Annotated in this window: 13 protein-coding genes and 1 riboswitch; of the genes, 9 read left to right on the top strand and 4 right to left on the bottom strand. The window is 45.2% G+C overall.

All coding sequences use genetic code 11. The features are described from left to right. Window positions 1–621, bottom strand: coding sequence for a hypothetical protein (locus WMO62_RS04750; RefSeq protein ID WP_349143988.1), 621 nt, complete (start codon window positions 619–621; stop codon window positions 1–3). Between the two features lie 146 nt (window positions 622–767). Here WMO62_RS04750 and srtB point away from each other — a divergent pair, with 146 nt between their 5' ends. Further along, window positions 768–1,691 (top strand): class B sortase, encoded by a 924-nt coding sequence (srtB, locus tag WMO62_RS04745; protein WP_349143987.1) that lies wholly within the window; start codon window positions 768–770, stop codon window positions 1,689–1,691. 33 nt (window positions 1,692–1,724) lie between these two features. Here srtB and WMO62_RS04740 read toward each other — a convergent pair whose 3' ends face one another. Further along, window positions 1,725–2,465 carry an HAD family hydrolase gene (locus WMO62_RS04740; RefSeq protein WP_118717707.1) on the bottom strand — a complete coding sequence of 247 codons (741 nt, stop codon included), beginning with the start codon at window positions 2,463–2,465 and terminating at the stop codon, window positions 1,725–1,727. Between the two features lie 104 nt (window positions 2,466–2,569). Between WMO62_RS04740 and WMO62_RS04735 the strand changes: the two genes are divergently transcribed. The 5 genes from WMO62_RS04735 (at window position 2,570) to murD (ending at window position 8,322) form a co-directional block, all read left to right on the top strand. Beyond that, window positions 2,570–3,409 (top strand): hypothetical protein, encoded by an 840-nt coding sequence (locus tag WMO62_RS04735; RefSeq protein ID WP_147602077.1) that lies wholly within the window; start codon window positions 2,570–2,572, stop codon window positions 3,407–3,409. Window positions 3,410–3,538: 129 nt separating this feature from the next. Then, entirely contained in the window at window positions 3,539–4,489 is a 951-nt protein-coding gene (locus WMO62_RS04730) for an AEC family transporter (RefSeq protein ID WP_349143986.1), read from the top strand. A gap of 148 nt (window positions 4,490–4,637) precedes the next feature. After that, window positions 4,638–5,459: a DUF4392 domain-containing protein gene (locus WMO62_RS04725; protein ID WP_349143985.1), complete on the top strand. Its 822-nt coding sequence runs from the start codon at window positions 4,638–4,640 to the stop codon at window positions 5,457–5,459. 56 nt (window positions 5,460–5,515) lie between these two features. Further along, complete coding sequence (locus tag WMO62_RS04720; RefSeq protein WP_349143984.1) at window positions 5,516–6,943, top strand: MurL-like N-terminal domain-containing; 1,428 nt, start codon at window positions 5,516–5,518, stop codon at window positions 6,941–6,943. Next, window positions 6,937–8,322, top strand: a complete 1,386-nt coding sequence (gene murD / locus WMO62_RS04715; RefSeq protein WP_349143983.1) for a UDP-N-acetylmuramoyl-L-alanine--D-glutamate ligase — start codon at window positions 6,937–6,939, stop codon at window positions 8,320–8,322. Before WMO62_RS04720 ends, murD begins: the two co-directional genes overlap by 7 nt. Window positions 8,323–8,394: 72 nt before the next feature. Here the strand turns inward: murD and WMO62_RS04710 are convergent, their stop codons facing one another. Further along, window positions 8,395–8,982: a cytidylate kinase-like family protein gene (locus tag WMO62_RS04710; RefSeq protein ID WP_349143982.1), complete on the bottom strand. Its 588-nt coding sequence runs from the start codon at window positions 8,980–8,982 to the stop codon at window positions 8,395–8,397. A 178-nt stretch (window positions 8,983–9,160) separates the two neighbouring features. On the opposite strand from WMO62_RS04710, the gene WMO62_RS04705 reads away from it, so the two are divergent. The 3 genes from WMO62_RS04705 to WMO62_RS04695 all read left to right on the top strand — a co-directional run bounded on the left by WMO62_RS04705 (window position 9,161) and on the right by WMO62_RS04695 (window position 12,567). Beyond that, window positions 9,161–10,141 carry a ComEC/Rec2 family competence protein gene (locus WMO62_RS04705; RefSeq protein WP_349143981.1) on the top strand — a complete coding sequence of 327 codons (981 nt, stop codon included), beginning with the start codon at window positions 9,161–9,163 and terminating at the stop codon, window positions 10,139–10,141. 75 nt (window positions 10,142–10,216) lie between these two features. Then, a riboswitch (glycine riboswitch) is annotated at window positions 10,217–10,317 on the top strand. Between the two features lie 95 nt (window positions 10,318–10,412). After that, on the top strand, window positions 10,413–11,768 hold the full coding sequence (locus WMO62_RS04700; RefSeq protein ID WP_118596365.1) for an alanine/glycine:cation symporter family protein: 1,356 nt from the start codon (window positions 10,413–10,415) through the stop codon (window positions 11,766–11,768). Between the two features lie 76 nt (window positions 11,769–11,844). Beyond that, complete coding sequence (locus tag WMO62_RS04695) at window positions 11,845–12,567, top strand: S1 RNA-binding domain-containing protein (RefSeq protein ID WP_118511886.1); 723 nt, start codon at window positions 11,845–11,847, stop codon at window positions 12,565–12,567. Window positions 12,568–12,644: 77 nt separating this feature from the next. On the opposite strand, the gene WMO62_RS04690 is transcribed toward WMO62_RS04695, so the two are convergent. Beyond that, window positions 12,645–13,784: an SH3 domain-containing protein gene (locus WMO62_RS04690; RefSeq protein ID WP_349143980.1), complete on the bottom strand. Its 1,140-nt coding sequence runs from the start codon at window positions 13,782–13,784 to the stop codon at window positions 12,645–12,647. Window positions 13,785–13,897: the final 113 nt, after the last annotated feature.

Raw genomic sequence — 13,897 nt, 5'->3', positions numbered from 1 at the left:
TTACTCCGCAAAGATCATCACTTTCGTTACGATCTCATTCTCATCTTCCCACAGAAGGCAGGCAGTTCCTGCTGTCAGATCCTGCAGTTTTACAATATTTCTGGTAAGATACGGTGTCACCTGTGCATCTTTGTCGATTACATAAGTTCTTCCATCCGTTGCCTCCAATACAATTGCATTCTCCAAATCAGTGGAATCAACCGGATCTTTTGCTACCTCCGCATACTGTGGTGCAGCTTCATCTTCTGCAATATTTACAATCACCATATCCGGTGTACACTGCGGCGGCAGTGACATGGTCATGGCATCTCCCAGATAGGCCTCAAAACTTCCATTTTGTACCTCTGACAGCTCCACCGGAAGTCCGGTCTGTGCATCGATGATTTCTGTATTGGACGGATCAATGGTCAGGATCATCTCTCCTGTGGAAGATACCTCTGACTGGTTGTCCACGGTAATGGTCTGCTCAGACGCAGATACGTCGGTGATCACACCATAGATGCGGTTGGAATTCTCTGCTTCTGTTGTCTGTTCCTGTGAGATATTATTTTTTCCACAGCCTGCTACTGCTGTTGCCGCAAGTGCTGCTGCCAGCATCAGCATAACGATTTTCTTTTTCATATTCTTCTCCTTATCAATGTTATGCATCCCATTGTATCATAAGTATTTCCTTTCTTGTAGAAAAAAAAGCAGGAAATCTTTCTTAAAAGATTCTTAAGCTCTTCCTTTTAAGAAACAAATCTGTTAGAATGGAGCAGGGTGATGTTATGACAAAGAAAGAAAAAAAACAAAAACTGAATATGGAAAAAACAACCGGCAGACGACCGGTATCTAATAGAAGGGATGACACTGTGCACACGAATGCTCACAGACGGAAGAGAAGTTCTGCCAAGCGCAGAAAAGCACGTCAGAGACGGATGCTTCTGTTAGGGCTGGCACTTGGACTGTGTGTCTGTATCTTACTGTTCAGTGTCTGGAAATTAGCTTCTATTTTACTTGGCTATCAGTCTGGTGAAAGCGAATATAAGAGTCTTCGCAAATATGTGACCGAGGCACCTGCTGATCCTGAGACCGTACTTGCCAATGCAGCTTCTTCCGAAGATGAAGAAGGTGATGGTTCCGATGTGGCTGCTCCTATGACCAGAATTGATCTGGCTTCACTTCAGGGAATCAACAGTGATGCAGTAGGCTGGATCGAGATTCCGGATACTTCTGTAAGCTATCCTCTGGTACATACCACAGATAATACCTACTATCTGACTCATACCTTTGACAACAAGACCAACCGGTCTGGAAGCATTTTTGTTGAGGCTTCCAATGCTGCTGATTTTTCAGATCTGCATACTATTATTTATGGACACAACATGAAAAATGGATCTATGTTTGCAGGACTGAAGAACTACAGTGACCAGAGCTACGCAGAGGCTCATCCATACATTTATGTAGATCTGGCTGATGGTTCTCACTGCTATGAGATCTTCTCTGCACATGAAGCAGACGCAACCGATATTACCTATACGATCGGTTATCGGGCAAATGATACTTACGCTTCGTTCCTGGATTCTCTGAAGACTGCTTCTTTATATGATACCGGTGTGGAAGTGACTAAGGATGATTCTGTGATCTCCCTTTCCACCTGTACCAAGAGTGGTGAAAAACGGTTCGTTGTTCATGCGAAAAAACTTTATTAACTCTGAATATCAGAATACCCGCTGGAAAGCTTTTCATGATCCGCTTTCCGGCGGGTATTCTTTTTTTCGTTTTATTCCGATATATTCCTTCATTCTTCTACCGTCTTCCTGCAGCTTCAGAGCAATCTGCCGGAGCTTTTCATACTCTTCACGGATATATGCGATCTGCCGGTCTTTTTCTTCCAGCTGTGCCTGTCTAAGATCCAGCTGGTTCTGAAGTTCTCCAGGTAGCAGCTTCTCTTCCTGATTTTCTTCCGCCAACAATATCCATGTTTTTTCCCACTGGTACAATTGCTCTTCTCCTTCTGCTCCTACCAAAAGAAATGTGTATCCTCCCTCCTGAACTGCCTGCAGCACCGGCCGTTTTTCATACGTTCCTGGTAATTCCTGTGGTTCTCCCATCTCCTCTTCCATCTGCTGTACATAGGCATGCCATACATCCTTTTCCGGCTCTTTTGCAGAGTACAAAAGCCAGAGTCCCTGATCCTTTGCCACCAGTTTCAGTCCACCGTACTGCCTTACATGATATCCATCGCTCAGCACGATCCGATCACTTTGCTCCTCCGTCCCTGACAGAATAATATGATGTTCCAGTGACTGCCAGGCAAGACGGATATTCCCTCTGTAGATCACCCCTGTCAGATCTGACAGACAGCCGTCCCTCATACGGAATTCTCCACCGCGCCGAAGCGGAAGACGAACAGCCAGGATCTGATTTCCTTCTTCATAGACCACCAGCTTCTGGTGCTGTTCCAGTTCAAATAACAGACTCATCCATAACCTCCACTCTTTTTTTCATTATATGAAACTCCATAACCAAAAATGAATGGTCCACATACTCTATATAGAGACTTTCTTTCAGAAAGGAGCTTAAACTTATGCCAAAATATTGTGCAAGAGGACAGTCCTGTCACCAGGAAACACCCTGTGTGGATGTCTGTACATCTCCACTTTGCGGAACTCCTGATCTTCTGCCGCTGTATGCGCCTCTGATCTATGATGAGATCGGCATCAACGTCTGCCGTACCATCACCGTGACAAATACTGCATTTGCCACACAGACCACCGCTGAAAAGGCGACCGTACAGGTTCTGGATGTCACCTTCGGCAATTCTACAGTTACCACCATTGCCGGACGCCCCAACTGTACAGAAATCACTCTGCAGAATCTGACGGTTACTCTTCTGATCAGGCTTTATAGCTGCTCCGGACAGCTTCTTGGCTCGTACACAGAGGCTGTGACCTATCTGCCTCCATCTACAGATGAATCCTATAATGAAGATACCAATCCCAGTTCAGTATCCTTCGATCTGTTTACTCCTTATGGCATCTCCTACACAGATGCCACTGCCACCACGCCTAAGATCACCTATCTTGGTTTTCTCTCCGAAAATAACAATATGGTGCAGGGACTTACAGCTATCGCTTATCCAAAAGTACTGGATCTGAATGTGCCGGGAAGTCAGATCACCGTTGGCCTCACCGTCATCATAAGCTGCGTTTATTTCTCCCAGTATCTGGTTCCTCAGAAGGGGAAAATTCCCGTTCCCAAAGGAAGCCTTATCCCAGAAGATGACAGTCTGTGTCTTACCTTTGTAAATGGTGATCTTCTGGAGCTTGACATCAGACCGTTGGAGCTGGGACCGCCCGGTAATGAAGAACTTCTGAAAAATAACTGCAACAACAGCGGATCTCCCTGCTGTTCAAAAAAACAATAAGACCTGATAAGATCCGGCGGAGCCTATGCTTCCGCCGGAAAATTTATCTGTTTATTATCCAGAATTAGTGCTATAATGAGTCAATGCGTTTTTTCGCTGACACATTTTTACACAGGAGATGTATGTATTATGGAAAATTTTATCTTCAGTCTCAATGCGACTGCGCCCATCTTTCTGGTCATGATTCTCGGAAATATTCTGATGAAAACAGGATTCCTTTCTGAAGAATTTACAAGAGTATCAGATAAATTTGTATTTAAGGTGGCACTGCCTGCCCTGTTGTTCTATGACATTTCTACCGCTGATATGAGTGATGTCTTTAATCTTAAATTTATTTTATTCTGTATGTTCACAACCATCATTATGTTCCTTGTGATCTGGATCCTGACCTGGATCTTTATGAAGGACAAGTCCATGGTCGGTGCTTTTGTACAGGCATCCGCCAGAGGAAGTGCAGCCATCCTCGGCATGGCATTTGTACAGAATATTTATGGTGATTCCGGTATGGCTCCTCTGATGATCGTATCGGCCGTTCCTTTTTACAACATTTTCTCTGTTGTGATCCTGACTTTCCACTCCCGCGATCAGATTGGACTGGACAAAAAAGCCCAGATCCGCAGAGCCTGTATCAACGTGGCTAAAAATCCGATCATTCTTGGCATTCTGGCAGGACTGCTGTTTAACGTTCTGCATCTTACCATGCCAACAATTCCGATGAAAGCCATCGCCTATATGTCCAACACGGCCACTCCGCTGGCACTTCTGAATGTAGGTGCAAGTTTTCATCTGTCAGATGCGATCCGCAAGTTCCGCCCGGCTATGGTGGCATCCACGATCAAGCTGGTGATTCTTCCGGCTGTGTTCTTCCCGGCTGCCCTGTATCTTGGATTCCGTCAGAGTGAACTGGTAGCGATCCTGATCATGCTTGGATCTCCGACTACCATTTCCAGCTATATCATGGCAAAAAATATGGGAAATGATGAAGTCCTCACCTCCAATGCGATTGTATTGTCCACCATGTTTTCTTCTGTCACCATGACTGGCTGGATCTACCTGCTGCGCTCCTTTGGGCTGATTTAAATTTTTTTGTTCTGTTCTTTTTCAAGAAAAATATTTTATTTCAAACTGTCTTTTTTGAATCTTTTCATTATTGCGTCTTTCCTTCTTGCCTTTCCCCTCACATACAACTATAATGTGCGCAAAAAGGCAAAGGAAAGAGGTTATACATATGATCGAAGATATTATTTTACGTCATTCTCAAAGAGGTATGGATGTGCTCCGCCCGTACATGCCGAAAGCATTCTGCGAAGAAGCTGTAGAAGCTCTTCTGAATCTTCCTCATGGAGTGATCTTCCTCACCACCGGTTTTTATGTAGCCGGTTATGCCGAGACCGATGGTCCTCTTGGAACGGAAGTACTTGCGCAGGCTTTGAAAAAATTAGGATATCAGCCCGTGATCGTAACAGATGCTTTGTGCAAGGATTATTTTGAGCCTATGGGACTGGAAGTAGAATATGTTCCCTTCGATGCAGACGCCTCTTTCTATCAGGACCTGCTCTTAAAGCGGGATCCGGTCGGTCTGATCTCTATCGAACGCTGTGGTATCAACAGTCAGAACGATTATGCAAATATGCGTGGAGTCAGCATTCGTGAAAACACTGCTACGATTGATCAGCTCTTCAGTCTGGCTCACAAAAAAGGTCTTCCGACCTGGGGTGTCGGTGACGGTGGAAATGAGATTGGCATGGGTAATCTCAAAGATGTAATTTCCAAGAAGCTTTCTTTGGTTCCCTGTGTAAACAAAGTGGATCATCTGGTTATCGCAACCGTATCCAACTGGGGTGCATTCGGAATGACCGCTTACCTGGAGAAGCTGACAGGCGTTCATGTATTTCCTTCCTATGAGAACATGCACAAGTACCTGGAGCAGACTGTAGCCATCGGAAGTATCGATGGTGTAAACAAAGTCCATGTATGCACTGTGGACGGTTATCCGGCTGAAGTTGAAGAAGAAATTGTAAATGCTCTTCAGGACAGCCTTTCCAATTAAATATTCCTGTGGTAAAATAGACTCCGGAAACAATGACACAAAAGGGGTCTATTTTTATGGAAAAAACTTATACATCCTGCCGGAAGGATTATCCGGTATTCTACTATACGCATTATGAAGTTCATGAGACAGCCTCCGATCTTGCGGTAACTTATCATTTTGAGATTCCGGGACTGTCTTCTTTCGCACCTACCTGGTGCTTCCCGAAAAAAGCAGAAGATTGTACTTGCTGGTCAGAAGATCCGACTCTGCTCCGCACAATCTTCTCTCTGGGAATGGTGGAGCTTGTCAGCTACTGGAAGATCGCCTGCCCGCCGAAAGTGGTGGTGAAAGCCGGTATCATCAATGATGCTCAGATTTCCTGGTGGAAAAAGCTTTATTATCAGGGACTGGGTGAATTCTTCTATACCAACGGCATTGAAGCAGATCATGACACCTTTATGGAACTGGTCTGCGAGCCGTCTGCTGATATCCAGAAGATTGCCAATGTCTTCACTGCGAAGGCGGAAAAAAATGTGACAGATCCGGCTGCTTCTGACTGCGGTTGTCTGATTCCGGTGGGTGGGGGAAAAGACTCTGCCTGCACCATCGAAATGCTGAAAAAGAGCAGACATCCTCTCTATACTTATATTATCAATCCAAGAGGTGCTACCCTGTCCACAGTCAAAGTCTCCGGACTTTCCGAGGATCACAGCATCCATGTGAAGCGTACACTTGATAAAAATATGCTGGAGCTTAACAAACAGGGCTTCTTAAATGGTCACACGCCCTTCTCTGCGCTGGTTGCCTTTTCTTCTGTAATCACTGCAAGAATGTACGGCCTTAAATACGTGGCGCTCTCCAACGAGTCCAGTGCCAATGAAAGTACCGTTGCTGGAAGTACGGTCAACCATCAGTACTCCAAGAGCTTTGAATTTGAACAGGATTTCCACACTTATGAACAGGACTGGCTGGAAAGCGGTGTCTATTATTTCAGTATGCTTCGCCCGCTGTCTGAATTTCAGATTGCAAAATATTTCGCAGGCGCAACTGCTTATCATAATATTTTCCGCAGCTGCAATGCGGGAAGCAAGCAGGATATCTGGTGCGGACACTGCCCGAAATGCCTGTTCGTGTTCCTGATCCTGTCCCCGTTCTTAAGTCACAAGAGACTCACAGAGATCTTCGGTACGGATATGCTGGAAGACGCTTCTATGGAAGACTGCTTTGACAAACTGACCGGCCTTCAGAGCGAGAAGCCTTTTGAATGCGTGGGAAGCCGCCATGAAGTAAATGCAGCGATCTGTCTTACTATTGAACAGATGGAAGCCGCTGGTGAACCGCTGCCGCTTCTTCTGAAACGCTACAAAGAGCTTCCGCTTTATGAAGCGAATTTTGCTCACCGTCATGATTATGACCGCTATTACGATGGCGAACACCTGCTCCCAGAAGAATTTTTAAAGATCCTGACAGATGAGTGCTATGGAGGTGTTCTGCCTTGTTAAGCCGTTTACACGAACTGATTAAAGCGAAAAACATATTGATCCTGGGATTTGGCCGGGAAGGCCGTTCCACCCTGAACCGCATATTGGAAGTGGGCGATGCCGCGAGCATTACGATCGCCGATGGAAATGAAGCACTGACTCTTCCCGCCGCTATGGAAATCACCACTTTGTCCGGCGAAAAGAAATCTGTCTCCTCAGAAGAAATCAAGCTTCTTGCAGGTGCACATTATATGGACTCTTTAGAGAATTATGATGTGGTCTTCAAAAGTCCGGGAGTCGTACTTCCAAAAGCTGCTGATGAATACACCTGTCTGATCACTTCCCAGACCGAAGTGTTCTTTGAAGCTTACCGGGAACAGATCATCGGGATTACCGGTACCAAAGGAAAGAGTACCACCTCTACCCTGCTTTATCATATTTTGCAGGAAAGCGGTATGGACACGGTCCTTGCCGGTAATATCGGTATTCCGTTTTTTGATATTCTGGAACAGATCACACCTGCTTCCCGTATTGTATGTGAACTGTCCTGCCATCAACTGGAATATATCCATGTGTCTCCGCACATTGCGATCCTTTTGAATATCCATGAGGAGCATCTGGATCACTACGGAACCATGGAAAAATACGTCCATGCCAAGCAGCAGATCTACCTTCATCAGAAGGAACAGGACCTGCTCTTCTGCGGACTGGATGTACTTCCAGCAAAGGGAACCTGCCTTTCCCACATTCTCACCGTGTCAGACCGGTTCGCTTCCTGTGATGTGACCCTGACCGGAACACGAATCCGTTTTGAAAGCGGTGATTATCGAATTCCTGCATCTGAGATCCGTCTGCTGGGACATCACAATCATCTGGATATCGCCTTTGATTATGGCGTATGCCATGAACTTGGCGTGGATGATGAATCATTTACAAAAGCTTTAATCAGCTATGAACCGCTGCCTCACCGCCTTCGCCTGATCGGTTCCTTAGATGGCGTCCGTTACTATGATGACTCCATCTCCACCATCTGCGACACAGCGATCCAGGCATTGAAGAGTATCCCGTCCCCAGGATCGATCCTGATCGGAGGCATGGACCGCGGAATCGACTACAGAGAACTGATTGAATATCTGTCCGTGGATTCGGTTCCTCATATTATCCTGATGGAAGCCACCGGAAAACGGATCTATGAGGAGATCAAGAACAGTTACCCTGCTTTCCATGATCCTGACCGGCTACATCTTGTAGAACATTTAAGCGATGCCGTGGAGCTTGCGAAGAAAGTCACCCCACGGGGAAGCGCCTGCATCCTCTCTCCCGCCGCTGCCAGCTACGGTATCTTCAAGAATTTTGAAGAACGTGGCGATGCGTTCCGGGATCTGGTATTTGAATTATAGAATACAAATTTTTGAATCTCTATCCATAAAAACGGAGCCGGATGATACATTCATCCGACTCCATTTTTATTCCTATTTTGCAAGATCTACAATGATCTGTGCACATTTTTCAATTCCAAATTCTCCACTGTCCAGGCACAGATGATAGTTCTGAGATGCGCCCCATTCCCGATCCGTGTAATACCGATAATTTACCCGACGCTTCTTATCCTTGTCCATCAGCCGCTTCTCCGGCTTGTCAGCCGTCTCCCCGTAAAGCTTCACGATACGCTCCACCTTTTTGTCTGTGGCTGCATGAATAAATACGTTGAGACAGTCGGTTCTGTCACGAAGAATAAAGTCTGCACAGCGTCCCACGATCACGCAGGGCTCCTTTTCTGCCAGATCCAGGATCAGCTTTCTCTGCATCATCCAGATCTTATCCTGCATGGATACCCCCATAGCATCTCTTCCAAGGAACGAATAGGAAAATACATTGGTTCCCGGTGCATGCTCTCCATACTCTTCGATAAATTTCTTTGAGAATCCTGTCTCCTCTGCGATCTTCTCGATCAGCTCTTTATCATAGAAGGCAATTCCCAGCTGGTCTGCTACCATTTTTCCTATTGTTCTTCCACCGCTTCCAAACTCACGGCTGATAGTAATAATACGTTTACTCATAGCATCCCCTCCTTCTTTTTGTACCTGAATTTTACCACATTTTGATTTTCTTTGCAAAATGAATTTCCACCACATCTTTCATTTAGTCAACTCTTATGATACAATATTTGGTGTTTTGTTCCGAGAATATATTTCTGCTTTCCCGGAAATCAGCAACCATCAAAAAGGAGAGACAGCTATGAGTAAACGACGTAAAAAGAAAAAATACCCCGCCACCCTGAAGCTATTGTGTGCCGTCACAGTTCTGCTTCTCGGTGCTGCCGGTTATACCTTTGGAAATGATGGGATCACTCCCATCAGTGACACTGCATCTCAGTCTGCACAGGGCGTCTATCAGGACGCACAGACCGATCTGTCTGCAAATGCAGGTGATCTGACCGTTCATTTTGTAGACATCGGTCAGGGTGACTGTATGGTCCTCACACAGGATGATCACGCTATGATCATTGATGCCGGTGACAATGACAAAGGAACCCTGGTTCAGTCTTATCTGGAATATCTTGGAATCTCTGAACTGGACTATGCAATACTGACTCATCCGGACGCAGACCATATCGGAGGCGCCGATGTAGTCCTCTACAAATTCGACTGTGATAGGGTACTTATGCCGGATCACAGCTCTGATACGAAAACTTACGAGGATGTGATCCGCGTGATCGATGACAAACAGATTCCGGTGGAGCATCCTGTTCCCGGAGACACCTACACGTTTGGAAATGCTTCTTTCACAGTTCTGTCACCGTCTAAGGAATACAAAGACAATAACAACAACTCCATTGTGATCCGCCTGACTTACGGTAACACTACATTTCTGATGACGGGTGACGCTGAGGAAGAGGCCGAAGAGGATATGCTCTCTTCTGGTCTGCCACTGTCTGCAGACGTGTTAAAGCTCGGTCATCACGGAAGTAGTTCTTCCACCAGCGATGACTTTTTATCCGCTGTAGATCCTACCTGGGCAGTCATCAGCTGTGCAGAGGGAAATAAATATGGTCATCCCCATGCAGAGACCATGAATAAGCTCCGTGCAGCAGGAGTCTCTGTCTTCCGGACGGATGAACAAGGTACGATCACTGCCACCACTGACGGTACTACCATTACCTGGAATACAAGTCCATCGGAGACCTGGCAGACTGGTGAAGGCCGTTCTTCTGAATAAGTACCCATTAGAAATACTTATTTGTATTTTTCTGGAATCTATGTTATATTTCGCTTAGTTATCCGGCGGACACCTGATAACTACTCTGGAGAGTCTCGTAAAACGAGCGCCGAAGGTGTACAGCGGAATGACATAGTTTCCGCCTATCTCTCAGGCAAAAGGACAGGGCATACATATGCAAATGTTCTACTCTTTGGAGGGCTGATATGAATATCAGCTCTTATTTTATTGCCCAAAATGGGCATGTAAGGTAATTACAAGGAGGAAGAAAATGGAAAACTTATTAACTCTGGTCGATTCGGCCAACAGCGTACTCTGGAACGTGATACTGATCGTACTTCTTTGCGGAACCGGTATCTACTACACAATTCGTTTAAAATTCATTCAGATTCGCAAATTCCCGGAAGGATTAAAACATGTATTCGGTAATCTGAACCTCAACGGCGAAAAAGGCAATAACGGTGAGATGACTCCATTCCAGTCTGTTGCCACTGCTATCGCAGCCCAGGTCGGTACCGGTAATCTGGCTGGTGCTGCCACTGCTTTAGTAGGAGGCGGTCCTGGTGCCATCTTCTGGATGTGGCTCAGTGCTTTTTTCGGAATGGCAACTATCTATGCTGAGGCAACCCTGGCTCAGGAATACAAAACTGTAGAACATGGGGAAGTGACTGGAGGTCCGGTCTACTATATCCATGCTGCATTCAAAGGAACTTTTGGAAAAGTGCTTGGCGTACTCTTCTCTATCTTCATTATCCTCGCACTTGGATTCATGGGAAATATGGTACAGTCCAATTCCATCGGAGCTGCATTTGCAGAAGTATTTGCAGCAAGAAATATCAATATCCCGGCGATTGCCATCGGTCTTGTTCTGGCAGTGCTGACAGGCTTCATCTTCGTAGGCGGTACTACAAGACTGGCTGCTGTTGTTGAGAAGATCGTTCCGATCATGGCTGGTATCTATATTATTGGAAGCCTGGTCGTTATTTTGTTGAATATCAATTCTATTCCGACTGCATTTATGCAGATCATCGTTGGTGCATTTAAGCCAAATGCCGTACTCGGCGGTGCTGCTGGTATTACTGTAAGAGAAGCGATCCGTTACGGTGTTGCCAGAGGACTCTTCTCCAACGAAGCTGGTATGGGTTCTACCCCTCATGCACATGCAAGAGCAACAGCTGCTTCCCCACATGACCAGGGTCTGGCTGCCATGATCAGCGTATTCATTGATACTTTTATCATTCTGAACCTGACTGTATTCTCTATCCTGACCACCGGTGCCATGGCAAGCGGAAAGAGTGGAACAGCCCTGACTCAGTATGCATTTTCCTCTGTACTGGGAAGCTTTGGCGACATTTTCATCGCTGTCTGCCTGTTCTTCTTTGCCTTCTCTACTATCCTTGGCTGGCACTTCTTCGGAGCCATCAATGTGAAGCATCTGTTTGGTCAGAAGGGTACAAAGATCTACTCCATGCTGGTGGTTGTATTTATCATCATCGGTTCTACTCTGAAGGTTGACCTGGTATGGTCTTTAGCAGATTTCTTTAACGGATTGATGGTTATTCCTAATGCACTAGCACTTCTTGCATTAAGCGGAGTGGTTGTAGGAATCAGTAAAAAAGCAAAATAGCATTGATTTTACTGGCTTTTCTATCTATAATAGATGAATAGGGATTTTATATTTTATCGTTAAGGAGATTATAACCATGGAAGAAAAACTGACAATGGACGATTTCAAAGAGGAGCTGGAAGCATCCTACAAAGCTGCTGAAGAATCCGGTGCTCAGGATTCTGAGGAACTGGATCCTGTATGGGCAACCCTGCAGCAGTACATGGATGACAAAGAAGTTCTGAATGTAAAAATTGGCGGTGTTGTAAATGCCGGCGTGATCGCTTATGTAGATGGTGTTCGCGGATTCATTCCTGCATCCCGTCTGTCTCTGGATCATGTAGACGATCTGAACGAGTGGCTCAACAAAAAGATCCGTGTCCGCGTGATCACTGTTGATCCTGAGAAAAAACGTCTGGTTCTCTCTGCAAGAGAGATTCTTCGCGATGAAGCGCGTGCAGAAGCAAAGCAGAAAGAAAAGGAAGCATTCGACCAGATCAAAGTCGGCGATGTACTGGACGGAAAAGTAGAGAATCTGAAAGATTACGGTGCATTTATTCGTCTGGCAAATGGTCTGTCTGGTCTGGTACACGTATCTCAGATTTCTGATAAACGTGTCACATCACCGGAGAAAGTACTGAAAGTTGGACAGGATGTACAGGTCAAAGTCATTGCTATCAAAGATGGCAAGCTGTCTCTGAGCATGAAAGCTCTTCTTGTAAAAGAGGATGAACCGGCTGAAGACGAGCACTACACCATGCCGAAGTCCGAGAATATTTCTACGAATCTTGGATCTTTGCTGGCTAACTTAAAGCTGTAAGTATTTCAATTACTATTAAAAAGATTAAGAACCTGACAGGATTTCTGCCAGGTTCTTTTTATGTTAATTATGTAATTCTATTTTGTCTTGGACAGGTAGTCAGATCGAATGTATCCATGATATCTGGCTCCATTAATTGTAAAAGATACCTTTGTCCACTGTTTTCCATCGTCACCTGTTCTTGTTCCACGGTAATCTATTGCATCTCCCTGCAGAAGATTTGCCACAATCGTAGACTTATCAGATGCGGATTCTCTGACTCTGACTGCACTGGCACTCACATATCTGGTGTCTTCATTGACCGTACTTGCTGCTGCATCTCCGGCCTTCTGGTAGAATGCCAGATAATCTGAACGGATGTATCCATGATATCTTACATCATTAATAGTGACAGATACTTTCGTCCATTGCTTTCCATCTGAACCGATTCTTGTTTTCTTGAACTTTACTTTGTCTCCCTGTAACAGATTTGTGATAATCTTGGAACTGTCAGACGGATCTTCTCTGACTCTGACTGCTGTAGCTGTTACCGTCAGAATATCATCTGTCTGAATATTTCCTGAATTTGCCGAAGGTGTCGTATTGGTATTGGTAGTATTGGTCGTACCTGCTGGTTCTGCAGATGCATCCCCTTTCTTCACCAGTGTCAGAAGATCTGAACGAATATAACCATACGTTTTCTGTCCGCCTTTAGTAAAGGATACTCTGATCCATGTCTTTCCATCACTTCCAGTCACTGCTGTCTTCTGCTTTACCTGATCATCCTTATTCAGAGTCGTTACCATAGCTGCAGAAGTTGATGCCTGTTTCCGGACTCTTGCAGAATTTACCCGAATTGCCAGAATAGAATCATCTCCGAATCCACTGACCGATGCTGTTGATGTATTTGCAGCAGATGTACCCGTATTGGTACCTGTTGCATTCAACAGATCTGCACGGATACATCCTGTTTTATTAGATCCATTGTATTTAAAAGATACGTTATACCACTTTCTTCCATCAGAACCTGTCGTCTCAGATGTGATAGATACACTGGTTCCCTGTGTAAGCTTCGCAACGATCGAAGATGCAGTCGTTGCATTCGACCGTACATTTACTACTCTGTTCTTCACAGTTCCTGTTCCGGCCGCCTGTGCTCTTCCAGCCGGTGCAAATATGAGCAGGCTCAATACGAGCAGACTCATAAGCCCTATTCTCTTAATGCCTTTTCTATTCATGTTTAAGCCCTCTTCTCTCTTAAGATTTTATAATCATAATATAGTTTATCGTACCCTGTATTGAGAAAAAAAGCAAGAATCTGTAGGGATTCTTAAGAAAAGTTAAGGATTGC

The organism is Hominiventricola aquisgranensis, from assembly GCF_040096225.1.
Classification (GTDB): Bacteria; Bacillota; Clostridia; order Lachnospirales; family Lachnospiraceae; genus Hominiventricola; species Hominiventricola aquisgranensis.
The sequence above is the reverse complement of the archived record's forward strand: the minus strand, read 5'-3'. Positions and strand labels throughout refer to the sequence as shown.